18 protein-coding genes are annotated in these 26,400 nt (G+C 38.1%); 10 read left to right on the forward strand and 8 right to left on the reverse strand.

Annotation, left to right across the window (positions count from 1 at the left end; genetic code table 11):
- Positions 1–63: 63 nt before the first annotated feature.
- The gene (locus tag G525_RS0103125; protein ID WP_027124860.1) at positions 64–954 is read right to left on the reverse strand and encodes a lysophospholipid acyltransferase family protein; all 891 of its coding nucleotides are present in this window, start codon (positions 952–954) and stop codon (positions 64–66) included.
- Between the two features lie 58 nt (positions 955–1,012).
- On the opposite strand from G525_RS0103125, the gene G525_RS0103130 reads away from it, so the two are divergent.
- Complete coding sequence (locus G525_RS0103130) at positions 1,013–1,663, forward strand: rhomboid family intramembrane serine protease (RefSeq protein ID WP_027124861.1); 651 nt, start codon at positions 1,013–1,015, stop codon at positions 1,661–1,663.
- A gap of 384 nt (positions 1,664–2,047) precedes the next feature.
- On the opposite strand, the gene G525_RS0103135 is transcribed toward G525_RS0103130, so the two are convergent.
- Positions 2,048–2,272, reverse strand: a complete 225-nt coding sequence (locus tag G525_RS0103135) for a hypothetical protein (RefSeq protein ID WP_027124862.1) — start codon at positions 2,270–2,272, stop codon at positions 2,048–2,050.
- A 128-nt stretch (positions 2,273–2,400) separates the two neighbouring features.
- Between G525_RS0103135 and mnmE the strand changes: the two genes are divergently transcribed.
- The 4 genes from mnmE to G525_RS20070 all read left to right on the forward strand — a co-directional run bounded on the left by mnmE (position 2,401) and on the right by G525_RS20070 (position 9,632).
- Positions 2,401–3,810: a tRNA uridine-5-carboxymethylaminomethyl(34) synthesis GTPase MnmE gene (gene mnmE, locus G525_RS0103140; RefSeq protein ID WP_027124863.1), complete on the forward strand. Its 1,410-nt coding sequence runs from the start codon at positions 2,401–2,403 to the stop codon at positions 3,808–3,810.
- A gap of 66 nt (positions 3,811–3,876) precedes the next feature.
- A complete protein-coding gene (locus tag G525_RS0103145) occupies positions 3,877–5,094 on the forward strand; it encodes a serine hydrolase domain-containing protein (RefSeq protein ID WP_027124864.1) in 1,218 nt (405 codons plus the stop codon).
- Between the two features lie 350 nt (positions 5,095–5,444).
- Positions 5,445–7,517, forward strand: coding sequence for a lipocalin family protein (locus G525_RS0103150; RefSeq protein WP_084647687.1), 2,073 nt, complete (start codon positions 5,445–5,447; stop codon positions 7,515–7,517).
- Positions 7,518–7,901: 384 nt separating this feature from the next.
- The gene (locus tag G525_RS20070; protein WP_051209712.1) at positions 7,902–9,632 is read left to right on the forward strand and encodes an alpha-L-fucosidase; all 1,731 of its coding nucleotides are present in this window, start codon (positions 7,902–7,904) and stop codon (positions 9,630–9,632) included.
- A gap of 40 nt (positions 9,633–9,672) precedes the next feature.
- Here the strand turns inward: G525_RS20070 and G525_RS0103160 are convergent, their stop codons facing one another.
- Both G525_RS0103160 and G525_RS0103165 read right to left on the reverse strand, forming a co-directional pair.
- Positions 9,673–11,379, reverse strand: coding sequence for a potassium channel family protein (locus G525_RS0103160; protein WP_027124866.1), 1,707 nt, complete (start codon positions 11,377–11,379; stop codon positions 9,673–9,675).
- A 134-nt stretch (positions 11,380–11,513) separates the two neighbouring features.
- Positions 11,514–12,722 carry a M24 family metallopeptidase gene (locus G525_RS0103165; protein WP_027124867.1) on the reverse strand — a complete coding sequence of 403 codons (1,209 nt, stop codon included), beginning with the start codon at positions 12,720–12,722 and terminating at the stop codon, positions 11,514–11,516.
- Between the two features lie 515 nt (positions 12,723–13,237).
- Between G525_RS0103165 and G525_RS0103175 the strand changes: the two genes are divergently transcribed.
- Positions 13,238–13,978, forward strand: a complete 741-nt coding sequence (locus G525_RS0103175) for a DUF899 domain-containing protein (RefSeq protein ID WP_027124868.1) — start codon at positions 13,238–13,240, stop codon at positions 13,976–13,978.
- Between the two features lie 221 nt (positions 13,979–14,199).
- On the opposite strand, the gene G525_RS0103180 is transcribed toward G525_RS0103175, so the two are convergent.
- The 4 genes from G525_RS0103180 to G525_RS20075 all read right to left on the reverse strand — a co-directional run bounded on the left by G525_RS0103180 (position 14,200) and on the right by G525_RS20075 (position 18,796).
- Positions 14,200–14,661, reverse strand: coding sequence for a COG2426 family protein (locus G525_RS0103180; protein ID WP_027124869.1), 462 nt, complete (start codon positions 14,659–14,661; stop codon positions 14,200–14,202).
- A gap of 418 nt (positions 14,662–15,079) precedes the next feature.
- On the reverse strand, positions 15,080–16,966 hold the full coding sequence (locus G525_RS0103185) for a CocE/NonD family hydrolase (protein WP_027124870.1): 1,887 nt from the start codon (positions 16,964–16,966) through the stop codon (positions 15,080–15,082).
- A 267-nt stretch (positions 16,967–17,233) separates the two neighbouring features.
- Positions 17,234–17,665 carry a GMC oxidoreductase gene (locus tag G525_RS22815; protein ID WP_342662722.1) on the reverse strand — a complete coding sequence of 144 codons (432 nt, stop codon included), beginning with the start codon at positions 17,663–17,665 and terminating at the stop codon, positions 17,234–17,236.
- Between the two features lie 93 nt (positions 17,666–17,758).
- Entirely contained in the window at positions 17,759–18,796 is a 1,038-nt protein-coding gene (locus tag G525_RS20075) for a GMC family oxidoreductase N-terminal domain-containing protein (RefSeq protein WP_342662723.1), read from the reverse strand.
- Between the two features lie 351 nt (positions 18,797–19,147).
- Between G525_RS20075 and mgrA the strand changes: the two genes are divergently transcribed.
- The 4 genes from mgrA to G525_RS0103210 all read left to right on the forward strand — a co-directional run bounded on the left by mgrA (position 19,148) and on the right by G525_RS0103210 (position 26,349).
- Positions 19,148–20,161 carry an L-glyceraldehyde 3-phosphate reductase gene (mgrA, locus tag G525_RS0103195; RefSeq protein WP_027124871.1) on the forward strand — a complete coding sequence of 338 codons (1,014 nt, stop codon included), beginning with the start codon at positions 19,148–19,150 and terminating at the stop codon, positions 20,159–20,161.
- Positions 20,162–20,343: 182 nt separating this feature from the next.
- Positions 20,344–21,453 carry a GTP-binding protein gene (locus G525_RS0103200; protein ID WP_027124872.1) on the forward strand — a complete coding sequence of 370 codons (1,110 nt, stop codon included), beginning with the start codon at positions 20,344–20,346 and terminating at the stop codon, positions 21,451–21,453.
- A 412-nt stretch (positions 21,454–21,865) separates the two neighbouring features.
- Positions 21,866–22,741 carry an ABC transporter ATP-binding protein gene (locus G525_RS0103205; RefSeq protein WP_027124873.1) on the forward strand — a complete coding sequence of 292 codons (876 nt, stop codon included), beginning with the start codon at positions 21,866–21,868 and terminating at the stop codon, positions 22,739–22,741.
- Positions 22,742–22,743: 2 nt separating this feature from the next.
- On the forward strand, positions 22,744–26,349 hold the full coding sequence (locus tag G525_RS0103210; RefSeq protein ID WP_027124874.1) for an ABC transporter permease/M1 family aminopeptidase: 3,606 nt from the start codon (positions 22,744–22,746) through the stop codon (positions 26,347–26,349).
- The last annotated feature ends 51 nt before the right edge of the window (positions 26,350–26,400 follow it).

Below are 26,400 nucleotides of genomic sequence, written 5' to 3' on the forward strand. Positions count from 1 at the left end.
TTAAAAAACGACTTCAGAAATCCTTCACAACCTTCTGTGTATCCGTGAGAGATTTTACTTTACTTACTGATATTTTTCAGGCACTTTATCTCTATGTTTCCACCGTCTGTGCGTCCATAGATAATATTGTGGTGCTTCGCGGATTTGTTTTTCAAGTTTCTTGGTGAAAATATCCGTTATTTCATAATCTGGAAAATCATTCGGATTTTGGGCAAGCAATTCAAAAGTGGTTTCGTAATAGCCGCGTTTAAGACGTTTCACTCTAAAAAACACAACCGACATGTCCAATCGCTTTGCCAACATTTCAGCTCCGGTATGAATAGGCACTTTGATGCCCATAAATTCATTCCAATGAAAAGCTCTGGATACTAAAGGAGTTTGGTCTGATACAAATCCGCTGATGGTCAAATCGCCCTTTACTTTTGATCTTTTCAAAGTAGGAACCGTTTCTTTGGTGGTAATTAAGGTGCTGTCCCATTTGGCACGAATTCCTTTTACCATATTATCAAAATATTTATTTCCCAAACGACTGTAAACCGCGTAACCTTTGTGGGTAACAAACTTTTGGAGGATAAAAATCCACTCCCAGCTCCCATAATGACCACACATTAAAATGATACTTCGGTTTTGCTTTTCAAGATCATTAAGGAGTTCCACATTTGCAAATTTAAAGCGCTTTCGCATCGATTTTTCAGAAATGGTCAGAGACTTTATAGCTTCCACCATCATATCACAAAAATGATGATAAAATTTCTGGGTGATATCGTTTATTTCAGACTCAGGTTTATCCGGAAAGACCAATCTTAGGTTGTCTTGAACTACTTTTTTTCTATAACCTAACAGATTGTAGATAATTATATAGATGCCATCAGAAAATGCGTAAAGTAGTCGAAACGGAAGTATGGAAATTAGCCAAATAAATGGATAAGCCAGGATGTAAACAAGAAATTGCATTTTTTAATATTAGATTTGCACGTGCAAAGATATGCTTTAAAATAAATAATATAAGTTTATGGGGAATTTAGATTTGGTCACCATTATTGTAATTGCGGCAAATGCCATCATTTCATTTAAAGGATTTAATGATATGGGTTTTTTTGAACGGTATAAATTTAATGTAGGCGGTATAAGACGTGGTGAAAAAATTAGGATATTCAGTTCCGGATTTTTGCATGTGGACACAATGCATCTTTTCTTTAATATGTTCACCTTGTATTTCTTTGCACCGGTGGTCATTTATCATTTAGGAACGCTTCATTTTTTGATAATTTATATTGCAAGTTTGATTTTAGGAAATTTACTATCGCTTTATTTTCATAAAGATGAATACCACTATAGTGCCGTAGGAGCAAGTGGCGCGGTAACGGGTGTGCTTTATGCAGCTATTTTATTACAACCTGATATGCAGTTGGGCTTGATGTTTATTCCTTTACCTATTCCTGCGTATGTATTTGGTATTTTGTACTTGTTATATTCCATCTATGGCATGAAAAAACAAATTGGGAATATTGGCCACGATGCCCATTTCGGGGGCGCAATTGCCGGGTATGTGGTGACCTTAATCCTCCTGCCATCGCTTTTTCAAACGGATCTCCTCATGGTTGGTTTGTTGGCCATCCCAATTGTGTTATTGTTTGTGATGCACAAAATGGGGAAATTATAACAAAAAATCTAAGCTTCTTTCCGTTCAATATTTTAGAATCGGTTTATGCTCAAATGAATTTGACATAGGTTAATTTAAAAGGTCATCAATTTTAGCATCCGATGCAGCGCCTCTCAGGCTTTTTGCTACCATAGTTGCTGATGCGTCTAAAATATAAGTTAAAGGAGTCGCTTTATAAGTAGGCCATTGCGTTTATCAGTTAACTTTTGAATTGGAGTGTTATAAAGTGTCATGCATCGTTAGATTTAGACCCTGAACTGGATGAGCCTACAAGCGTATCAGGATCTACGAAGACTGTAAACTCTTCATTTTCAATAATTTTAGGCAAGCTGCCATTTACATTATTGGTGGTTAAAAGTTATAGTTGGTGCCGCAATTTCACCTTTAAATGTGAATTTTTCCTCTATAATAATCGCTGAGTCTTAGATAGGTTCGCGCCTTTGACTGTCCACCATTTTTTAAATAGGCCCTTACGCCATTAACTACGCCTGGAGCTGTTCCGTTGATGACATAACTGTCTTTTTCTACTTTCGGTTCAGATTTACAAGAAGTTAATAGTAGGGACAATACAAAAATACCGAGCATTCTTTTCATTGCAATGTTTTTCATAGTTTTACAAATATGTTAGTTTATGTCAGATTTAAAGGTGAGGCTCCAAATTGCAAATCTCTAAGAAAATTGGCTTAATACCTGAAAGATGGCATTTTTACGATATTTTTGCAGGAAAATGATGCGTTATGATTGCTAATGATACTATTGTTGCCTTGGCCACAGCTTCAGGAAGTGGTGCGATTGCGGTGATACGACTTTCGGGAGAAGAAGCTGTTTCTATTGGTTCAAAATTTTTTAAATCTGTTTCTGGAAAATCTTTGTCAGAGCAAAAATCGCATACCGTACATTTGGGACATATTGTTGATGGACCTAGAGTTATTGATGAGGTTTTGGTGACGATTTTTAAGAATCCACATTCCTATACTGGTGAAAATGTGATTGAGATTTCCTGTCATGGAAGTCTTTATATCCAACAAGAAATCATTCAGTTATTTTTAAAGAACGGCTGTCGCATGGCAAATGCGGGAGAGTACACTCTAAGAGCGTTTTTAAACGGTAAAATAGATTTGAGTCAGGCTGAAGCCGTTGCAGACTTAATAGCGAGTGATAGCGAAGCATCCCATAAAATAGCCATGCAGCAAATGCGGGGAGGTTTTAGTAATGAAATCAAGCACTTGCGGGACGAATTGCTGAATTTTGCAAGTCTGATAGAACTCGAACTTGATTTTGCTGAAGAGGACGTCGAATTTGCCAATCGCGATGAGTTTTATAAATTGATTACTAGAATCATCAACGTTTTAAAACGATTAATCGATTCCTTTGCGGTAGGTAATGTCATCAAAAACGGTATTCCCGTTGCCATTGTTGGTGAGCCAAACGTTGGAAAATCCACCTTGTTAAATGCCTTACTCAATGAAGAGCGCGCCATCGTTTCTGAAATTGCGGGAACAACGAGAGACACGATTGAAGACGAAATGATGATAGGAGGGATGAGCTTCCGATTTATCGATACTGCTGGCATACGAGAGACCCAAGATGTTGTAGAAAGTATCGGCATCAAAAAAACCTTTGAAAAAATAGAGCAGGCACAAGTGGTGCTGTTTTTAGTTAGCAGTCTTCAGTTGAGCAAAGATCTAAGAACGGTTGAATCATTCACTGTAGAAATCGAAAAAATAAAGAATAGGTTCCCACAAAAACAATTATTGGTCGTTCTCAATAAAATTGATCAGATCTCAGATGTAGAATTGGCCAATTTAACGACACACCTCGCACCTCATACTTCACATCTTATTCCTATTTCTGCTAAAACTGGATTTGGAGTGGAGCAGCTGACGGACACCTTATTGAATCTCATTAACACTGGTGCGTTAAGAAACAACGAAACCATTGTCACTAACACTAGACATTACGATGCCCTCCTAAAAGCCTTTGAAGAAATTCAAAAAGTCAAATATGGACTGGATTCAGAACTTTCAGGCGATTTGTTGGCCATTGACATCCGCCAGGCTTTGTATCACTTTGGTGAGATTACGGGAGAGATAACCAACGATGACTTACTGGGGAATATTTTTGCTAATTTTTGTATCGGAAAGTAATTACATGCTCTCAAAAATGTACAAATAAAATATCCAATAATAATTTGAATTATCAAATCCATAAATATGCTCCATAGAAAAGAAATTTTTCTGCTATTATTTTTAACATTAGGGTCTCTAATCTTAACCGCCCAAGATTGTCAACCGCTCGATACCATGGCCGCCAAAAAAGAAATTGCGGATATTCCCGGCGAAACGATGGGGCAGAAACTCGAAAGTTTGCTTTTTTGGTCGCAAGATGAAAGGGAACGGCGCTTCCCAATGATGCACAACATTTTTCCGAGCCTTCCTATTCCAATCGGCAATCACAATGCTTCCTTGAAAGAACTTAAACACATAGCGCCAAAATGGGAAGACAAAAGAACACTGGCATCTTACATGAATGACAATCACGTAAAAGGGGTGATAGTCATAAAGAACAGTGAGATAAAAATGGAAAAATATGCCGATGGGATAAATCAAGAAACCCTATGGACTTCGTTCTCAGTAGCAAAATCTGTTTCTTCGATGTTGGTGGGCGTCGCTGTAAAAGATGGTGCCATAGAAGGTTTGGAGGATCCCTTGAGTAAATATATTGATGAATTTAAGGGTTATGATTACGGCGAAGTCACCGTGCGCCAGCTCTTGACCATGACCTCGGGAATTGCTTGGAACGAGGATTATGAAGATCCAAATTCTGATGTTGGGCAAATGTATAAGGCACCCTGTCAAGGTACCGAGTCTCATATATTAACCTATATGAAGCCATTGCAATTCGCACATAAGCCTGGAACGCACTGGAACTACAGCACTGGCGAAACCGATTTGGTGGGGATTTTGGTCCAAAAAGCTACCGGTTTAAGCCTAGCAGAATATCTCTCTGAAAAGATATGGAAACCTTATGGCATGGAGCATTGTGCGTACTGGCTGGCCGATGAATGCAGCAATTTGAATCTAGGCGGCAGTGGACTTTCAGCAAGTTTGAGGGATTTTGCACGCTTGGGCATGTTGATGTTGGACGGGGGTCAAATAGGCGATGAAAGCATTCTATCGGAGGAATGGTCAAAAGACGTCACGTCACTTTTAAATCAAACCAACGACCAGGGCGACGGCTATGGTTATTTGTGGTGGCGCTTTAAAGATGGAAGCTACGGCGCATTCGGAATTTTTGGCCAGATGGTTTATATCAATCCGCATAAAAATCTTGTCATTGCCCAAATTGCAGCCTGGCCTAAAGCGGGTTCTAAAGAGCTCACTCATGAACGGCAGGCTTTTATAAACGCCGTGCAGCGTGTCATTGATTAAAGCGAAACCAGCTATTACTTGTAGTAGGTTTAAAATAACGGGATTTTTTTGTTATACTCAATCCAAACAAATTTTCCAGGTCAGTTTTACGGTCTCTGGTATCGTTTAAGTTTCCTCGGTGCTACTAATTGCCGAAACGTCATCAACTACTGCTTACGGTTCAAATTGGTTCAATAGATAATTCGGGAAAAACGTCTAGCAAATTCTAATTTGTTCATCTTGCCTAAGCCTCTAAAAACTATCATGATATGGTCCTTTATTGGGCCAACTGTTAATTTTTGAAATATATTTATTTTCAATTCCACATATCGGAAAAAATCCTACATTTATTGAAAATTTACCAGGGTCTTATGAGAGCGAAATTTTACCTCCTTCTGCTTGTTTTTTGTACTATCTGCTTGTCTTGTGACACCGATGATGATGCCTCAACTCCAGAATCCGATTTTTATAAAGGGGCTGATGTTTCCGCTTCTGCTGCCGATTTAACCGGGATTTGGGCCATATTCAATGTGGGCTTTCAAGGTGATATTGCGGAAGTGCCTGTAGTTTATCCGGATTGCGGGAGGGATTTTCTCATTTTTTCAGAAAATGGGATCTATACGGAATATGCATATCAACACAGTGGCTGTGAGTATGTGTTGAATGGTTTGAACTGGACTTTGAACAAGGGCATTATCAATTTGTCTAACGAATTTGGTCAAAGCGATGAACTGGTAATTACCAAATTAAACGCTAACGAGCTCGTGTTCAAAATGATGCTTGATGTTGATGATGATGGTGCTTTAGATATGGTAAGCTTATTTTTAAAACCATATACGCCAAAGGAGATTGATATTGTGACGCCAACTTTTAGAAGAAATCAAGATGCAGCTTTTGATGAGCTCCTGAGTTTCTCTTGGCAGTCTTATGAAGGCTTTAATGATTTTGAGCGTTATGAAATTTATCGAAGTGCTGGCAGCAGTTGCAGCATGGCCAATGCCGAACTTATCGCCAGCATTAATGACCTCAATACAACTTTGTTTACCGATGTATCGCCTCCTGTTGACCCCTATTTGTGTTACTTCCTTAAAGTCTATACAAATCGCGGACTTCTGGGCCAGAGCTATGCTCAGAGCATAAATACTGAGAATATTCGGCCCCAATCCGTAACGCTTTATAAACCTGAAGTTTTAAATAACGTCATTCATTTCAGTTGGCAGGCTAGTACAGATCCTTACTTCTCGCATTATGAATTGGCCTTTTCAAATTATGGCGCAGGCTACGCTTCAGGACAACAGGAATATTCGGTTGTAACTATCAATGATCGAGAGATGACTACATATTTGGATGAGAATCCGCCGCGTCTTGAAAATCCATATTATGTGCTGTACGTACACAATATTTTTGGGAACCGCACGGCCTTTTTCAATTCGGAGGTCACTACATTTCAAGAGGTAACTTTTAAACGGCCAGAAATTTTAGGTCTATCTCAGGTAGATTCCTATGCCGTTGATCCTGAAAACACTGTTGTTTATCTCTACGGGAAGGAGGGGAGTTTGCGGAATAATAGTAACATCCACCGTTTTAATTACAGCACCAATCAAATGGAAGCCATTTCTAATTTTACATCAAACTACGGCACAAAAATTCCAATCAAGTACATTAATTCTGGTTATGGTGGAGAAATTATCTTAGAGCAAGGTTCTGATTTGGCAGTTTATGATGCTATGACACTAAAATACAAATACACTTTGGACTTAAAGTTACAGGGTGTGGATGATTTCTCGTATACGCCCTTAGGCTATTGGATTGTTGTGAATAGGAATAATGTTTACACTTATGTGCGCGATAATGCCAATATAGAACTGGTGGATACCAAGCCGCATTTTCCAAATCTTCAAAATGGTTACAATTACCAAGCCGTGGTCTTGAAAAACAATAAATTACTGGTGGGCCATTATAACGAGCCTACGAGTTATCTCTTAGCATTGGGTGCTAATGGAACTCTTAAACAAGAGCAAATAGTCGCCGTTCCCATTTTGGAAAATTGGTATCATGACTCCCAATATAATCCAAATGGAAACTACTTCATCAATTTCTCGGAAAATCGGCTTTATTCAACTGCCAAATTTAAGTTAATGGAAAGTTTTGAATCGCCGTATTTTCCATCGGGAACGAGCAAGGATGGGGCGCTGATTTTTGGTTCCAATAATGATCCAGAGTGGCAGATTACCCCAGAAAGTATTCATGCAAAGGAAGCGGTGGTTTATAATAGAATGACCAAAAAAGCCAATACAGTTACAACCATAGGTTACCCACACGTTATTTTTGAAAATGCTTTTGGGGAAATTATTTCAATTTCCAGCGGATTGAAAAAGGACAACATCCGCCAAAATATTAATGAAAAATCCGATCTGTTCATAGAGGTCCTTAAACTGCCATAAAGCGGAGTAGTTAGAAAATAGCTCATATGATTATCGATTCGACAACTTTAGAGAATTATTAGCGCAATTTAAATTTTGTGAACACAGTACCAAAGTAGTCTTGGGACTCAAAAATTTTCGGTACGTAATGAAGTCCGATGGAATGGCCCATCTTATTTGAGTAAAGAATTTTTTGATTTTGGACTGCTTACCAAATGGAGTAGGAGTGGTGAGATAGTTTGGGGCCAGGTATTTCTAATTTAATCGCGAAAGTTCATTAGTTTTAATTTTTAAATTATTAAAAAATTAAGACATGATTGATATAAGTGACCGTATTTTTCTCATATTGCTTCTTAAAAGAATCACTATAAGTATCGCGCAGAATACTATAATCAAAAAATAATTATGGCAGATTTCATTTCGAAAAATCTATGGATCGGATGTGTTTTTTTATTGATAAGCTCTTGTAAAACTGAAAACTCCAAAACTGAACATATAGCAGATTCTGATGCCCATGTTGTAAATGATAATTGGGATGATCATAAGTTTTCTATGTTTATCCATTGGGGCATCTACTCAATTCCTGCAGGTGTGTGGAACGGTCAGGAAATAACTGGCTACAGTGAGCAAATTAAAGGACATGCCAAAATCGCAACTGAAGATTATAGAAAATTAGCGTCTCAGTTTGATCCAACCCATTGGGATGCAGACAGTGTTGCTCTTTTAGCTAAAGAAGCAGGGATGAAATCTATTGTCCTCACGTCTAAGCATCATGACGGCTTTTGTCTGTTCGATTCTAAATACACAACTTTTGATATTGTTGATGCCACGCCGTATAAAAAAGATATCGTTAAAGAATTGGCGGAGGCCTCTAAACGCCACAATCTTAAATTTGGGGTGTATTTTTCTCTGATTGATTGGGATTATGAGGGAGCACTGCCTTTTGAATCTGTTGATAATTCGGATGCCATCCCAGATTTGCATCACCAATACAACTTGAATCAGATTGAAGAATTATTGACCAATTATGGTGACATCTCTGAAATTTGGTTTGATATGGGATCTCCAACTTACGATCAAAGTAAAGAAATGGCAGCATTGGTCAAAAAACTACAATCCAACTGCATGATCAGTGGGAGAATTTGGAACGACCAGGGCGATTTTGTGGTCATGGGCGACAATAAGCAACCGGATTTTAAAATGGGGGTGCCATGGCAAACACCTGCTTCTATGTTTAATGAAACTTGGAGTTACCGCTCTTGGCAGGAGCGCGGTAGCGTGGAGGATAAAGTGGCTGAGAAGATTAACGATTTACTCAAAGTTGTCAGTTCTGGAGGAAATTATTTGCTAAATATTGGACCAAAGGGAGATGGTACAGTAATTCCTTTTGAAAAACAGGTACTTGCTGGAATGGGAGAATGGCTAGAAAAAAATGGTGAATCGATTTATGGCTCACGAGGGACAACGATACAAGAGCAAGATTGGGGAGTGATTACCAACAAGCCTGGGAAATTGTATCTTCATGTTATCGAGTTTCCAGAGAACAATAAATTAAAAATTAAAGGTTTAGAATTAGAGGTCAAGAGCGCTTATCCACTATCCAACAGCTCTATGTCGTTAGAAAGTGAAATGACGGACACAGGTTATGAAATTGATTTGACCAATCAACTGACCAAAGATAAATTCGCTACGACCATTGTTCTTGAATATGAAAATGAACTTTTAATTACTCCAGCTCAGGTTATAGAAGCTAATGAAAACAAGGAGGTCATTCTGACTAAGGACAATGCCGAGAAGTACCACAGCTACAGCGGACATGATTACTATTCGACCAAAGCTACGGTCATTAAAATGAAATGGTATGTATCAAGTGATTCAAATGCGCCATTTCAAATAAAAGTGATACTTGCTTCTGACAAGAATAAAAAATTTAAACTCACCATAAACGATCAAGAGTATACGATTTCTACTTTAGGTTCAGATAACAATCGAGATGAAAACTTATACGAGTTGAAAATCCCTTCTGTAAAACTTAACACCGGAAAGATGAATGAAATTGAATTGAGTTTGGAAGATCAAAGCAATCCACATCTAGGACTTGCTCTAGATAGCTTAGAAATGATAATTAAAAAATAGACAGGATGTGTAGGTTTTAAAAGAGCGTTTGGACCTCGCCTCAAATTTCATCAACATACAATTCATTGAACTTACTTCTCATGTCAATGTTCCCGAGCATAATAATTTCAGCACCACGAGGTAAGATGGTAGCGGCTGATAACAAGGTTTTTACGTCGGAATTGTCCTTTAAGGCAATAACCGAGAGCCCGGTTTTTGCGCCAATATTAGATTCTCCGAGTGTTTTATCTATTAGCGACGGTGGAATTGGAGTGGTGAATAATCGAATACCTTCACCAAGGATGTTCAACTCCTGCCCTTTATGGATGGATAACACCGCTTCAGAGCCCAAAGTAGCATAACTCAAAACGAAATTAGCTCCAGCTCTATGGATGATGTCAATATTTCTCGCTTCTGTGATGCGGCTCACGATTCGCGCTTCTGTGTTCAATTTGCGGCAATAGGAAGCCAAATGGATATTCATGGCGTCATCATGGGTGGAAAGTAAAACAGAGGGAGCCTCCATAATTCCAGCTTTTTTTAGCAATTCATAATCCGAACCTTTTCCAACAAAAACCTTATGGCAAAACGGTTGTGCTTTCTTGCTCAACTCGGGATCTAAATCAATTAAATTAACTAAAACACCATTTTTGTGCAAGGATTGAGCGGCAGCCAACCCAACTTTTCCGCCTCCAATAATAACGACGGGATTAGGGTTGGGTACATAGTCAAAAAAGATGTCATCTATGCTGCTAAGCTGCTCTTTGTTTCCAATGATGACCAGCACGCTATCGTCGGTTAATTTTTCGTTTCCTGTGATCGGTTCTAATTTACCACGTTTCCATACTCCAATGATACTAATACCATATCTCTGTCGTAATCCCGTTTCACGGATGGTTTTTGTAATCAAAGAAGTATGGTGAATTGGTAACTCAGCGATCAACAGGTCTTCATATTGCCCAATGGGCTGTGATTTTGCATGTTTTGCATTTATTCTGTTGGCCAATTGTTCTCCTAACCATTTTTTAATAGGCAATACATGATTGGCACCGCTGAGTTGTTGGACGTCGATGGTTTCGTTATCGTCCGCCAATGCAACAATAGTGACCTCAGGAGCAAGGTTTCGAATGATGAGGATAATTTTTGTATTGACAATATCATCCCTATTGACCAAAACCAATTTGGCATCCTTGACCTTGGCACGTATAAACGTCTCTTCATTGTCAAATTCTCCAAAAATTACCGGTACTTCATCATCATAATTTTTAAGTGCTTGTTCTGGATCCTTTTGAATGACATAGTAAGGCGTTTGCTCATGTTTTAACCGTTCAGTAAAATCTCTTGCTATCACATCATACGAACAAATCAAGATATGATCTTTGGTGGTATTGGGCACACTTCGTGGCACCCTGTTTTTTCTTTTCGACTCTAAAAGGGGAACATAAAAGTGTCGTATAAAGGCGAACGGCAAAAAAATCAACAACATAAAAATACCAAAGAGCAAGACTAGGATACTGAAAAATCGACCTAGGTCGGACTCAAAGGTGATGTCGCCAAAACCCAAGGTACTCATGACGGTAAGCGTCCAATAAAAACCAGTTACCCATGAATGGTTTTGACCTTCAAGATTCATGATATAATGAAATAGGACGGAGAAAATGATCACCACAATAACCAAAATGCCTAAGTATTTTAATAAGATCTTGGAGTTTCTTTTGAAATCCCTATCGCTCAAATAAAATGCCAATTGGCTACCAATAAACTTCATAGTCTCTATTTTCTTATTTAAACTGTTCGTGGAAATTTTTAAAAGTAGGAGTAGGATATGGCAATGTGGAAAACAATTGTAGACTTGACATACGTACGGTCTTATGCCAATGACATTTGAATGTTATATAGTAGTTATATCCCAAACGGATTGTCAATAGTATGCGCAGGCTCGGTAAACCATCGTGGACCTTCTTCTGTCATGTAAATATGATCTTCTAAGCGTACACCAAATGTGTTAGGCACCACAATCATTGGTTCAATGCTAAAGGTCATCCCAGGTTGAAGTTTAATGTCATTACCTCTCAAAATAAACGGATGTTCGTGGATTTCAAGCCCTATGCCATGACCGGTCCTGTGTGGTAATCCCGGTAAATCATAATCCGGACCGAGTCCGTCTTTTTCCAATTGTACGCGGACCTGATCATCGATATGTCCACAAGTTTTTCCTATTTGTGCAGCATCAAAAGCGGCGAGTTGGGCGGCTTTTTCGTTCTCCCAAATTTTATTTTCCTTTTCTGTGGCATCTCCGTAGATATAAGTTCTGGTGATGTCTGAAAGATAACCTTCGTATTTACAGCCAGTATCAACTAAAACCATCTCATTTTCCTCTAATGGTTTTGGTGTTCTGACACCATGGGGAAAGCTAGAATCACGCCCAAAAAGGACAATACAAAAATATGAGCCTGATGCTATGCCCAGCTTTTGATGTGCGCTATGAATAAAGTCTTCTACTTCAGCGGTAGTAATTCTTGGTTTTAAAATACGCGCCGTTGCTTGATGGACCTGCATCGTCAAGTTCATCGGATATTGGATGTGTGCAATTTCTGCGTCGCTTTTTAGCATTCTGATATCTCTGATCAAAACTTCAGCACTGCTGATTTTAAACTTTTTGTGTTCCTGAAATCGCGAAACAAGTGTAAACGCTGTGCTATCATCAACGGCCAGGCGTGTGCCTTCTGATAGAACTTCAGCTATTTTTTGTACAGGACATTCATGTTCTTTCCACGGAATAATATCGCCTGGTATTCCGATAAAATCATTAAATGTACCGATCTCAAATTCTGGAACCACATAATGAAGGCTTCCATCTGCAAAAAGAATTGCACCGACGAGGCGTTCTGAAGGATTCCAACGTGTGTTGGTAAAATAATATAAGTTGGTGCCCGCATTGATATACAGGGCGTCCAAATTTTTTTCTTTCAAAGCAGCACAGGTTTTGTCAAGTCTGTTTTGGAATTCTTCCGTTTTAATGGGGGTTGGTTTAATGTTTGGTATATTTAATTTTGAAAGTTCTTCTTCTGGGGTACTTCCACCAATGCCGTAGACTCTGCTGCTATTCATTTTTCATTTTATTTTATGAAGTTATCCTTATTTTATTTGAAACGATTAAAAGCTGTCAAGCCTTTTGTATCTGCTGTTTTTATCGCAAATTAATCAGAAAATGCAAGTTCTAAAATTTTTAATTCATCTCCTAAAGAGATTCAAGTATATCTGTAAAGATACTGTTTTTAGCAGCTATTTAACTTAAAACTGGCTTCTCTAGATTTTGAATGTCCTATTGAAGTCATGAAAATTTTATTGGTTATTAAAATAACCTGATTCGAAAGTGTTATTCAATTCTAGTTTCGGTCTATGGCTTCTTTAAAAAAAATAAACTCGTTAAATTTCCAAATAGCTTTAAAAGGATTCAAAAACATAGGATAAATTTGATCAAGCTCATCGGTCAATGATGTGGATATGATACGAAAACCTGCAGAATTTCATCTAAATTTCTTGCCATAAGACAACTTACAATCGGAATTTTAAAATTAAATTGGACATAAACTTAAAGGTGAAATCTCAAATTAGATCGAGAAATGAAAAATATTCCAGACATCGTATCGAGAGAAGAATGGCTTAAACAAAGAAAAGACTTGCTTCAAGAGGAAAAGGAATTTGCGAAACAACTCGAGAAGATCAATACCAAACGTCGTCAATTGCCTATGGTGGAAATAAAAAAGGAATACATTTTTGAAGGACCGAATGGCAAAGAAAGTTTATTGGAGCTATTTAAAGGGTGCCATCAATTAATCGTACAACATTTTATGTTCGACCCAGATTGGGACGAAGGATGTAAGGGCTGTTCACTACAAACGGACAATATTGGCCATCTCGCACATTTACACGCTCGTCAGGTTGCATTTGTAATGGTGTCGAGAGCTCCTTTGGAAAAGTTGAACAAATTTAAGAATCGAATGGGGTGGGATTTTCCTTGGTATTCTTCTTATTACAATGACTTTAATTATGATTTTCAAGTGACAATAGATGCAACAAAAGGTTCTGATGTTTATAATTATGAGAAAATAGAAAAATTAGGAGAAAAATGGAAAAATTGGACAGGCGAACAGCCCGGAAATAGTGTCTTTTTCCGAATAGATAAGCGTATTTTCCATACTTATTCCACTTATGAAAGAGGTTGCGAATTACTTATTGGAACCTTGAATTATCTTGATCTCACACCATTTGGTAGACAAGAGAAGTGGGAACATCCTGATGGTCGTGGTCATGACCAACCTGGAAGTTGGTGGCAATTACACGATTCCTACAAAAATAAATGATTGTTATTTCTTAAGAAAACGCAAAAAAGTAAGTTGCCAAATCGTGATTGTTTGCTGTATCTAAATGAAAAATTCTACATATTCTAAAGCGTACCAAGCTCGGTTTTTACAAGTTATTTTTTCACAGTTAAGATTTGACTGAGATACGTGAAAGAGCTAAAATCGTTAGATTAAATTCAACGGATTGCGTTGATAAATTGAGCTTTCTTTACAACATATAACTATGAATTAAACCCTTTCATTGCTCCAAGAGTGGCCACCCACACGAGAACACAAGAAATAAATATACCTATGGTATTAGCCAAAAAGGCTTGCTTACGTTCCAAACCAAAAAGATAGCCAGCAATGGTGCCCGCGTATACCCCAGTTCCTGGAAGTGGGATCAATACAAAAATCATGAGGCCCCAAAAGCCGTATTTCCTTACATTGTCTCCAGCGCCTACTTTCGCACGTCTGGCTACAAATATTGCCGCCTTTTTATAGTAATACCATCTAATCAAATAACTATTGATAACATCCAAAAAAAAGGTCATTATCGGAAATACCATCATATTGGCCATAAAACAAAAAAGAAAGGCCAAATAGATATTAACACCGTTCAACAGCGCATATGTAATGCCCACTTTCGCTTCTCCCAAAGGTGAAATACTCCAAAGCATTGCAATCAACAAATCGGAAATCATTCTCTCGTAATTAGGTGCGCAAAAGTAACTCATTTTGAGAGTGTAATAATGAAGGCTTGTATTAATATTTAGCCAAAAGAATATTTTCCAAATCTGGATATCGGTTTGAAGTCTTACGATTAAAAAATTAGCGAAAATCCGTGAAGTCAGTGGGAAACAAAAACTCGATTAAAATAAATATATTATGCTAATTACGCTGATTAACACAGCATCAAAAGAGCTGGTAGCTATTCGTCACTACATAAAAAACGTATGATTAGTTATAACTATATGATGTTGTGATCAATCAAGTAATTAAATAAAAAACATCAGGTTAATTTTTTACTTGAACTTTAACCAGTATATCTCCAAATATTGATAGCGATGGATTGAAACGAGATTAGGATGATCTTTTTTCAACTGTTTTCTTTCGATACTCTTACTTCATAATCATAGGAAGTTTGATCTGTGATGGATAATCCAAAGAATGGTGCACCTTATTGTGAGCCACAACACCTTCTTTTTCGTCGTAGTTATTCCCGCCAGTATTCAAATTCCGACCAAAACGAGGAAAATTACTGCTCGATATTTCAATCCTGATACGATGGCCTTTTTTGAAGTAATTACTGGTGGACATCGGTGTCAAATCTACTTGATAGACCTTATCCTTCTCCATAAATACTTCCTTGTCATATCCATCACGATATCTGACGCGCTGTATAGTTTCATCCAAATTATAAGCGCTTCCATCAGGATATACATCAATCAACTTAATGGTAAAATCGGTATCTTTTGCGTCAGAAGACACATATAAGGTCGATTCAATAAAACCGGACACTTCAACACCTTCTTTTAAAACCTCTGTGGTGTAAACCAAAATGTCATTTCTGGTTTCCATTTGTTGTTGATCGAAAGCGCCGCCTTGAACCGCATTTCCTGTACAACAGACATTACCGCCATAAGAAGGAACGGGTGCCATAGGATCATAGGTAAAACTATCAGGATAATCAGATTCGGCTTTGGAACTGTTTAATTCGCCTCCTCCAAAAGAACTATTGGCATCACCTTTACTGTTTAAATAAAAGGTTGTTAATTCTGCTGTTTCCGGAGGCCAGGTTTCAGAGGCTTGCCACTTGTTGCTTCCCATAGTATAATACTGCACTCTTGGCGTTTTCTGCTTAAAATCGTTTTGATCTCCTTTCAGCCAGAGATCGAACCATGCGTAAATTTGCTCATCGTAGTTAAGTGTTGCATCGCCCACGTTGCGTTCACCAACGATTGTATTTTCAGTAGCTCGGGTATAACTGCAATGCAAGGTTGGGGCAATGACCAAATATTGATTATCCCTGATTTTAGGATCTTTGGAATTATTTCTTACATGATTAAATAAAGCAAGATTAGGTGTTATGGACACGTCGTACCAGGATGCGAACCAAAAACCCGGAACACCAATTTCCATGTTGTCATGATAAAGTCCGCCCTTAAACCAATCCGGATCATTCGGTTTACGAACGATCATTTTATCGAAAATGTCATGTTTCCCATTTATGTTTTTTAGGATGTCCTGAAGAGGTAAATGCTTAAGCGCCTTAGCCATATCTATTGGCGGATTTTTAGGATTTAAATCGTAAAACCTCGAAATCCTGATCAAATCTTCCTGAGTGGCCCCGGCCGGAATTCGAGGTTTGAATTTGTCTTGCTCTACACCGTATAACCAAGCAATGAACAACATCTGTTCAGCACCACCTCTGAACCAATTGCCTTGCTCGTTTATGTTGCCAACCCTGCCCACTCCGGCACCAAATCCTTGTGGGACCATTGCGGCGTATGACGGATGATCTAAGGCCGCAGCTGCCATTTGCCATTCTGCAGTAGAAGAGCAACCTAATGTTCCAATTTTACCGTTAGACCATGGCTGATCTTTCATCCATGTAAATGCATCGTAACCATCAGTTAAAGGAACTCCCAAAATATCCCATTCACCCTCAGAGAAATAGCGGCCACGTTCATTTTGTACCACATAAGCATAACCTTTTTTGACGGCTTCCAAAGCTTTTTTAGCGGTTCCCGTTCGTTGCTCACCATTGACCCAAGAATTAAAATTATAAGGTGTGCGCGAAAAAATAATGGGTACTTTTTTATTGGTTTTTGGGCGATAGATATCCGTGGCCAATCGGATGCCATCGCGCATAGGCATCATTATTTTTTGATCTACAATGGCAATTTCTTCCAGTTCTTGAAAGATGTCTTCTTGTGCTTGAAGATTGAAGCTGTTAACAAAAAAGCATACAAGTACAAAGGTGATTAAAATGCTGTGTTTTTTCATTTTAGAAGTGATTAATTGGTTGGTCATCATTGAGATTAGCGCTCTTAAGTAAGATCCGCTGCCCATCTTGAGCCGATTCATTAAAAATACAAAACTCATCTGTAAAATCGGTAAAAACTTTCCTGGTCATTAAAAAACTAAATTATCAGGTCTGTTCTTCTATCGCATTGGTTATAATAAAGGACTGAAAGATTTTTACAAAAATCCCATGGTTCCTGTGGAGATGGTTATCAGTTTTTTCAGTTTTATGAGAAGTGTACGCTTGGTTTAATCATTTTTGTTTGGAATTTGATCCATGGCGTGTTCCGCAATTGCTGTTATTGATAATGAAGGATTGACCCCAGGATTGGCGGAAATCATCGCACCATCTATAACAAACATATTTTGGTACCCAAAGATCTTATTGTTCTTATCAATAACGCCAGTGGTGTGATCTTTTTCCATAACAGCACCGCCTAAGATATGGGCTGTGGATGGTATTCCCGCCAAAGTTTCAAGAGCAAAGGAAGTGCTTACACCGTTAATGGCTTTTCGGTAGGCTTTTACGAGTTTAATAGATTCCGGAATAAAAGGTGTAGGAGCCAAGCCGGCGCTTACCGTTGAGGTCATTTGCCCAAAGGCATTGCGTTTAAATTTTAAAGTGCTGTCCAGTGTTTGCATAAAAAGTAGGACGACCGTATTTTTTGCCCAGCCGTTCACAAAATATATTTTAAAATAGTCGACGGGGTTTTTTAGGAATTTAATGAGTATTTTAAACAGACGTGAGATGACATTGGATCCAGTAACGTAAGGTCAATGTACCAGTTTCCATGCATTGGAGCCTTCACCATATCTGCAAATTTCGAGATGACTATTTTCATCGGTATCAAGAATACTGCCGATGGCGACACCTTTTGAGTAGTTTTTGCTTTTGTCGAGTCCAGTAACACTAACCAGGGTTTCATTGTTACTGCGGATATCTTCGCCCAACTTATCCGATAAATTGGGTAGTGATGATTTTTTAAGCTTGAGGAGTAATTTAACCGTACCCAAAACGCCACCGGAGAAAATGACGCCTTGCGCTTTTATCTTTTGGTGTTTTTTAAATAATTTGGTACTGCTTTTTAGGGACACTTCGTATCCCTGAGATCCATCGTTGGCGTTGATAGGTTGTACGTCTATAACTTCATTTTCGGCCAAAATCTCTGCACCATGTTTCTGAGCAAGGTAGAGGTAGTTTTTATCCAGCGTGTTTTTGGCATTATATCGGCAACCCGTCATACAAGCACCGCAAAAATTACATCCAGAGCGCTCTGGACCCTCACCATTAAAATAGGGGTCTTTTTGTGTTTGATTTGGTGTTCCAAAAAAAACGGCGACCCAAGTGGGGTCAAACCTCTCCGCAATGCCTAAATCTTCCGACACTTTTTTGAGTCCCAAATCGGCATCAAATAATTGTGGATTTTTCGTAGCACCAAGCATCCGTAAGGCTTCTTTATAATACGGCTTCAACTCATTTTCCCAATCGTTGAGATCTTTCCAGCTTCCCGATTTGAAAAAAGCAGTTTTCGGGGTAGGCAAGGTGTTGGCATAAACCAAAGAGCCGCCACCAACGCCAGTGCCTGAAATAATGGCAATATGTTTAAAAACGGAGAGTTTCATGATGCCAAAAAACCGTAAACTGGGCATCCATAACCATTTCTTGAAGTTCCAATTGGTTTTGGGGAAATCATTGGCGGCGTACCATTTACCTTTTTCGACTACTAAAACCTTATAGCCTTTTTTGGATAATCTTAAGGCACTCACCGAACCACCAAAACCACTCCCAACTATAATATAATCGTATGTCATATTATTCTCCCATAACGAATTTGTATTCGAGAGACAATGAGTCTCGATGACGAATTTAGTGAAATTAAATTGGCCTTTGGTAAATTATAATTTAACAAATTTTATTTTTTGTACGTTTAAAATCAGATGTCTTGTGAACTCAATTCTTCGAAAGAAAATATACAGGTTGGAACAAAAACCTCATTTGTCTTGAAAATAATATAGGATTATTGGTATATTTAGCTTGCCTTAAAAAACATAGATCAGTCTTAAAAAAATAAGGTTTCGTTCAAGCAGAGCTTTAACATAATTCTGAAAGCCTTTGGAAAAAGACCAGGAGGACAAAAAACTATCATCAACTCATTTCATTATATGACCATTAATCAACAATCAATTTCAGACTACCAAGCGCAACCAAGTCGCTATAAGGACATGCTGTACCGCCGTTGCGGTAAGAGCGGTATCCTATTACCAGCGATTTCTCTTGGATTATGGCATAATTTCGGGCACGCCGATGATTTTACAAACGCAAGAAACATAGTTAGGACTTCTTTTGATTGTGGCATTACCCATTTTGATTTAGCAAATAATTATGGTCCGCCTTATGGCGCCGCCGAAGAAACCTTCGGGAGAATCTTAAAAAAGGATTTTCAAAAGTATCGCGATGAGCTTTTGATTTCGAGTAAAGCGGGATGGGATATGTGGGATGGCCCTTATGGCGATTTGGGTTCTAAAAAGTATTTGATGGCGAGTCTCGATCAAAGTTTAAAGAGAATGGGATTGGACTATGTGGACATCTTTTACCATCACCGGCCAGACCCTGATACGCCATTGGAGGAAACTATGGGAGCATTGCATCAAATGGTACAACAAGGAAAAGCACTTTATGTGGGAGTTTCCAGTTATCCAGCCGATTTAACCCGGAAGGCAAGTGACATATTAGAACGGATGGGCACCAAATTATTGATTCATCAACCACGTTATAATATGATGGATCGTTGGGTTGAAGATGGCTTAATGGATGTGCTTGAATCTCAGGGAATAGGAGGAATAGCCTTTTCACCTTTAAGCCAAGGCATCTTAACTGACAAATATCTCAACGGAATTCCAGAAGACTCAAGAGCGGGAAGAGACAAAAGATATCTTAAACCAGAACAACTGACTGAAGACAGATTGGAGAAAGTGAAGGAGTTGAATAGTATCGCAAAAAAAAGAGATCAAAGTTTGGCGCAAATGGCGATTGCTTGGCTTTTAAAAGATGATCGTATTACTTCGGTTTTGGTGGGTGCCAGTAGCCCTGAACAAATGCAAGACAATGTGAAATCAATTGTTAATTTGGATTTTTCAAGAGAAGAGCTAGCGACGATTGATGATATCTTAAATTAAAAATCAGTACAATGCAGCAGCGTAAAAAATCAGTTTGAAATTCTGTGAATATTATTTTTAAAATAGTCCATGCTTTTAGATGTTATAGCGCACCAATGATATTAGGTTAGAATTCTTTAAATTTGCAGTCTAAACAAGGTCAATACTACTACTTGACCACAATGTAAGCCCTATTCAAAATAATGAGCAAGAACAAAGAAATTGCAAAACTCGAAAACAAACTTAAAGCCGATCTCAATAAATTTGAGTCTGCTAAAATAAAGTGTGGCATTATTGGGCGAAGTGGTGTTGGCAAATCATCTTTGATCAATGCCATTGTTGGTGAGCATATTGCCGAAGTAGGCGAAGTAGAAACCACCATGGAAGTTGGGAAGCCCATTGAACATCGCGGATTGAACTTTTATGATTTACCGGGTTGCTCCACCATCAATTTTCCGAAGGAGCGCTATCTTGAAGAGTTCAACATCAGCCATTTTGATTGTGTAATATTAGTGACTGCAGACCGCTTTTATGAAGACGATTTATACTTAATCGATGAGCTTTTAAAACTTAAAATGCCTGTTTTTGCGGTTCGGACAAAAATTGATTTTTCAATTGATCGTGGATTAAAACGGGATATATCCGAAGAAGAAACCTATAAAACAGTTTTGAATGATCTCGAAGAAAACCTTAGAGGCTACCGTCTCAATGGCATTTATTTGACCTCTGCCGATTATCCGCAAGAATATGATTTAGGCCAGCTTTTGGATGATGTTTACTCGAGCTTGGGAAAAATAAAACAACAACGGTTTGTTGCGGATATTAACATCACCAGCCAAAAAATATTATCAAAAAAAAAAGAACTCGCAAATAAAATTGTAGGCATTCATGCAGCGCTATCGGCAGTTAATGGCGTTAATCCTATTCCGGGATTGGACGTAGGTGTGGATATATCCGTATTGACAAGAATGGGAATCCATGTTAGGGATATTTACTGTTTGGGCGAAGAACAACAGCATTTTATTATGGAATTGTTGGATAAGAGTAACGCCAAGGTATTGACGGCCAAAGCTGTTCAGTTTAGTGTGAAGTACTTAGGGAAGGATGCGATTATACTTCTTTTAAAAAGAGCAGGAGCAACCGTTGCGGCAAAATCTGCTTCTAAGTACTTTCCTTTTATCGGTATCGCAATTTCGTCAACGGTTGGTTTTCTATTGACCTCATCTATCGGCAAAAATATGGTTTCGGATGCGGAAGTGATTGCGACCGAGAATTATAACGCCTTAAAATCACTCAAGATTAAAAGGGAATAATAACAATTAAGAAGTTGATTCTCTACAAGGTGCCATGTTCAGATTATTCATTACTCTTACGTCAATTTGAAACTCAATCTGCTCGGACGGACAGCTAAAAATTAGGTGCATTGAGCCTAGCATCTAAATATCTCCACACAAATTTCACGGATTTCTTTGAATGTCTTCAAGGATAGTTGTGAGAAAACACTTCGCTATCTATGACATGAATGCGCTGGCCTTTCAGTCCGTTGTAAGGTCGTTGAGCTAAAATTCAATCAAGTTGAAGTCCTTTCACTTCATTTTTTAATGACTATCATTGATGATTTCAAACCTAGATCAGATGCCATTTTTTAAAAATCCTATTTTGTAACAAAAATTAGATTTGAACTACTAACACTATTAAACCAACAACCTTCTAAACAAAAAAACTATGCTTTCAATCCAAAACCTGAATAAAACCTATCCTAACGGAGCCCAGGCTTTAAATAATGTCAACCTCAAAATTCAAAAAGGCATGTTCGGACTTTTAGGGCCTAACGGCGCAGGTAAATCAACCTTAATGCGCACCATTGCCACTTTGCAAATTGCCGATTCCGGTACTATTGAGTTTGATGGCATTGATGTGTTTAAACAGCCTGAGGAACTTAGAAAAGTTTTGGGGTATTTACCTCAGGATTTTGGGGTGTATCCTAAAGTGTCCGCAGAAATGATGCTGAACCATATTGCGAAGATCAAAGGAATCCATAGCAGTAATGACCGTAAAGCCTACGTGGCCGATCTTTTAAATCAGGTGAATCTTTACAAATTTAGAAAACGAAATTTAGGAGATTATTCAGGAGGAATGCGTCAGCGGTTCGGGATTGCTCAGGCCTTGATCGGAAATCCGAAGTTAATTATTGTGGACGAGCCAACCGCGGGGTTAGATCCATTGGAGCGCAACCGTTTTCATAACTTATTAAGTGAATTGGGAGAAGATGCGGTGGTGATTTTATCGACTCATATTGTGGATGATGTTGTTAATTTATGTACCAATATGGCTGTTTTTAATGACGGACAAATTGTGGTGCAAGGCCATCCACAAGAATTATCCAACTCATTGAATGACAAAATATACCGCAAACGCATCGAAAAGGAGGAAATTGAGAAATATCAATCGGAATACATGGTGCTTTCTACCTACTTACGAAGTGGAAACATGAATGTTAATATCTTTAGTGACGTGCATCCTGGAGACGGTTTTGAAGTGGTCAACAATAATTTGGAAGATTTCTATTTCTATAGTATTAACCAACCTCAAACCGTATAATCATGAAGGAGATTTTCTTATTTGAACTGAAATATCGGTTGAGACGGCCAGCTACCTACATCTACATGTTTTTGATGTTCCTAATCCCACTCTTAATGAGTGTTTTTGAAAGTTCAGTTACGGCTCAATATACCAATAGTCCAAATGCCGTTGTTGGCGTTTTGGGAGGAATGAGTGTCATCAGCCTGTTTTTTTATGCTGCTATTATGGGCGTTGCGGTGTATCGGGATGAGGAGCATAAAACAGCGCAAACGTATTTTACCTTTTCTGTTTCGGAAAAAAATTACATTCTCGGACGTTTCCTTGGCAGTTTTACCATTGTTACGGTAATGAATATTGGAGCAGTGATTGGGGCAATGATTGGCTTCAGTATAGGTGCGTTTTTAGAACGACCGGATTATGGCGTCTATATGTCTTTTAACTTCACCTCTTATTTGTTGCCATTTATTTACCTATTGACATTTAATGCGTTTTTTATTGGGAGTTTGTTCTTTTGTTTGATGACATTTTTCAAACGGATGTCAATTCTATATTTGGGAGGTATTGTCATACTCATTCTGACTATCGCAACCGGACAATTATTATCTGGCTTAGATACCGAATGGTTAAGTGTATATGTTGATCCGTTTGGTGAAGCAGCTCACGGATTTTTAACGAAGTATTGGACGGTTGACGAACTCAATCACAACCAATTAACACTTTCTGGTAAATTTGCAATCAACCGATTATTGTGGTTGGGCATGGCGTTCCTGATTTTCTTTTTCACTTTATTTAGATTTTCATACAAAGGATTTTTGTCCAGTTCAAAAAGAAAATCAACTAAAGAAAGCAAAGAAGACTATGTTCCTGCTTCTTTTATTCCAAACATCACCCAGGTTTTTAACTCCAAAGCCCGTCGGGAAAATCTATTTTCTTTAAGCAAGATTGAATTTCTTTCCATCATTAAAGAGACTGCTTTTGTCATTTTAATGGTGATGGGAGTTATCATGGCTGGATTTATTGCTTATATGTCCAATCAAACTTATGGAACCCCATCGCTGCCATTGACACGTTATATGGTGACACAGATTTCGGGAGGCATGATCTTGTTTTCTATCATTATTTTAATTATTTATTCGGGGGAGGCTGTACATAGAACGCGTCAGAATAAAACATTTGAGTTTTATGATGCCTTACCTGTGAGCAATATCACTTTATATCTTTCTAAAATCATTTCTCTAATTGGAATTTCGGTCGTGTTGACTTTGCTCAATGTGGTCGTAGGTATTTTGTATCAAACGTTCAATGGTTTTTTCAATTATGAGTTGGGTATGTACTTGACCTATAATTTTTCGAATGTTTTTCCCAATTATGTCATGACCGTTCTTTTAGCGTTTTTCATCCATGTGTTGGTCAATAATAAGTTTTTAGGACATTTCATTGTGATTCTTATTTATGTCGGGTTGCCAATTTTATTGGGATTGGCACTCAAAACGTCAAATCCGTTGGTGATTTTTGGAGCCACACCAGGTGGGTTTTTAAGTGATTTGAATGGCTTTGGACATTACTTGTATGGTAGGTTTTGGTTGAACCTGTATTGGATTTTATTAACCTGTATCTTGACAACAATAGGTATTGTTTTTTGGAATCGTGGTTTCTTTTCTTCTGCTAAAGAGCGCTTGCAAATAGCAAAGCAACGTTTTAGTGGGAAAACGCTAAGTTTAATGCTCTTTTTTATAGTGGCATTTGTGTCTGTAGGTGCCTACAGTTTTTATAATCTGAAAGTATTAAATCAATTGGAAGATGGTAACTACAGTCAAAAACTTAATGCAGATGCTGAAAAGAAGTATGGTAAATTTATTGATCAACCGCATGTTCAAATCACCGACCTCAAAGCGTTTATCGATATATTTCCAGAAGACCGGCGCGTAGAAGCCAAGGGCGAATTTAAGGTTGTTAATAATTATGAAGTCCCTATTGATACGCTGTTGATGGAAGTGAAATTCCCAATTGCAGATACAAAAATCACTAAAGTTGTTTATAATGGTGCTGAATTAAAACCGTTTCTATCGGACGAGGAATATCGACTGTTTCTCTACAAATTACCTATAAGTTTGCAGCCAAAAGAAACGGCATCTCTGGTGATTGAAACACAGGTGGATACGCACGGATTTTCAATGGATTCTGAAACTGCGATTTTGGAGAATGGAACATTTTTTAATGATGCAATCTTTCCTTCCTTTCATTATCAGCGCACCATAGTTGATAATGGCATTCGTAAAAAACATGGATTAGAGAAACTTGATTATTTATTATCGCCGCGAACCGATAGTTTGGCACTAAGAAAAAACTTGTTTAATGAGGATGCCGATTATCTAAGCTTTGAAGCCATAGTCAGTACTGCAAAAGGACAAACCGCTGTTGCTCCAGGAACGCTGACCAAGCAATGGGAAGAAAATGGAAGAAATTATTTTCAGTATAAAATGGAAGAAAAAACCGATTATTTCTTCAGTTTTGTTTCAGCGGCCTATGATATCGAAAGAGATAGTTGGACGGCCCCGAGCGGCAAAAAAGTAGCGATAGAAATTTATCATTCCCCTAAGCATAAAAGGAATCTGAACTATTTTATCAAAGGGGTTAAAATTGCGTTGGATTATAATTCTAAAAACTTCATGGAATATCCGTATTCAGTCATCCGAATAATAGAATTTCCGGCACATACAGTATTTGCACAGTCCTTTGCAACTTCTATTCCGTATTCTGAAGATTTTGGATTTGCTGCTGATTTTTCAAAAGCAGATAGTTATAATTATGCCTTTAGAGTGACGTCGCATGAGGTGGCTCACCAATGGTGGGGCCATATTGTGACCCCAAGCAAAACTAGCGGTGGTAATGTCATTTCAGAGACTTTGGCAGAATATGCCTCATTAATGACCATGAAACAGGAGTACGGTGAGAATGGAATTAAGTCATTCTTAAAAAACTCTTTGGATACTTATTTAGGGGGGCGTAAATTCAGTTTTAAGCCGGAGCGCACGTTGATGGACGTAGAAACTGGTAGTTATATTGTGTACGAAAAAGGCTCTATGATTATGTATGATTTACAGGATGTCATGGGCGAAGATGTGGTCAATAGAGGGTTAAGGAACTTTTTGGAAGAATTTAAATACAATAAGAAAGGGGTGTACGCAACTTCTGAAGATTTATATCAAGCGCTTTATGCAGTTACTCCTGACTCATTAAAATACAAAGTTGATGACGGCTTTAAAGAGATTGTGCTGTATGAAAATAGAGTGTTGACTGCCAAAACAAAAGCTTTGGATAACGGCAAATGGGAAACTACCTTTAAGGTCAATTCCAAAAAAATCTATTATGATGATAAGGGAAGAGAAGATCGGGTGGATAATAAGAAAAATCTAGTTGATATTGGCCTGTTTGGGGAAGATGTTGTGAATGAAGATGGAGTGACGATTAAGGATCCGTTGTATTTAGAATTGAAATGGTTGGCATCTGGGGATAATACCTTTGCGTTAATAACAGATAAAAAACCTTTGAAAGCGGGAATCGATCCTTATAATAAGTTGATTGACCGGAACTCTGACGATAACCTTAAAACCGTTGAAGAATAAACAAGATAAACATAAAAACATAAAAGCGAGGTAAATCCTCGCTTTTATGTT

This window comes from Gelidibacter mesophilus DSM 14095 (genome assembly GCF_000423005.1).
In the GTDB taxonomy this organism is placed as follows: domain Bacteria; phylum Bacteroidota; class Bacteroidia; order Flavobacteriales; family Flavobacteriaceae; genus Gelidibacter; species Gelidibacter mesophilus.

What these genes read in the sequence shown, in the direction of transcription:
- G525_RS0103125 (WP_027124860.1), bottom strand. Translation starts at nt 954, where the DNA reads ATGCAATTTCTTGTTTACATCCTGGCTTATCCATTTATTTGGCTAATT.
- G525_RS0103130 (WP_027124861.1), top strand. Translation starts at nt 1,013, where the DNA reads ATGGGGAATTTAGATTTGGTCACCATTATTGTAATTGCGGCAAATGCC.
- G525_RS0103135 (WP_027124862.1), bottom strand. Translation starts at nt 2,272, where the DNA reads ATGAAAAACATTGCAATGAAAAGAATGCTCGGTATTTTTGTATTGTCC.
- mnmE (WP_027124863.1), top strand. Translation starts at nt 2,401, where the DNA reads ATGATTGCTAATGATACTATTGTTGCCTTGGCCACAGCTTCAGGAAGT.
- G525_RS0103145 (WP_027124864.1), top strand. Translation starts at nt 3,877, where the DNA reads ATGCTCCATAGAAAAGAAATTTTTCTGCTATTATTTTTAACATTAGGG.
- G525_RS0103150 (WP_084647687.1), top strand. Translation starts at nt 5,445, where the DNA reads ATGAGAGCGAAATTTTACCTCCTTCTGCTTGTTTTTTGTACTATCTGC.
- G525_RS20070 (WP_051209712.1), top strand. Translation starts at nt 7,902, where the DNA reads ATGGCAGATTTCATTTCGAAAAATCTATGGATCGGATGTGTTTTTTTA.
- G525_RS0103160 (WP_027124866.1), bottom strand. Translation starts at nt 11,379, where the DNA reads ATGAAGTTTATTGGTAGCCAATTGGCATTTTATTTGAGCGATAGGGAT.
- G525_RS0103165 (WP_027124867.1), bottom strand. Translation starts at nt 12,722, where the DNA reads ATGAATAGCAGCAGAGTCTACGGCATTGGTGGAAGTACCCCAGAAGAA.
- G525_RS0103175 (WP_027124868.1), top strand. Translation starts at nt 13,238, where the DNA reads ATGAAAAATATTCCAGACATCGTATCGAGAGAAGAATGGCTTAAACAA.
- G525_RS0103180 (WP_027124869.1), bottom strand. Translation starts at nt 14,661, where the DNA reads ATGATTTCCGATTTGTTGATTGCAATGCTTTGGAGTATTTCACCTTTG.
- G525_RS0103185 (WP_027124870.1), bottom strand. Translation starts at nt 16,966, where the DNA reads ATGAAAAAACACAGCATTTTAATCACCTTTGTACTTGTATGCTTTTTT.
- G525_RS20075 (WP_342662723.1), bottom strand. Translation starts at nt 18,796, where the DNA reads ATGACATACGATTATATTATAGTTGGGAGTGGTTTTGGTGGTTCGGTG.
- mgrA (WP_027124871.1), top strand. Translation starts at nt 19,148, where the DNA reads ATGACCATTAATCAACAATCAATTTCAGACTACCAAGCGCAACCAAGT.
- G525_RS0103200 (WP_027124872.1), top strand. Translation starts at nt 20,344, where the DNA reads ATGAGCAAGAACAAAGAAATTGCAAAACTCGAAAACAAACTTAAAGCC.
- G525_RS0103205 (WP_027124873.1), top strand. Translation starts at nt 21,866, where the DNA reads ATGCTTTCAATCCAAAACCTGAATAAAACCTATCCTAACGGAGCCCAG.
- G525_RS0103210 (WP_027124874.1), top strand. Translation starts at nt 22,744, where the DNA reads ATGAAGGAGATTTTCTTATTTGAACTGAAATATCGGTTGAGACGGCCA.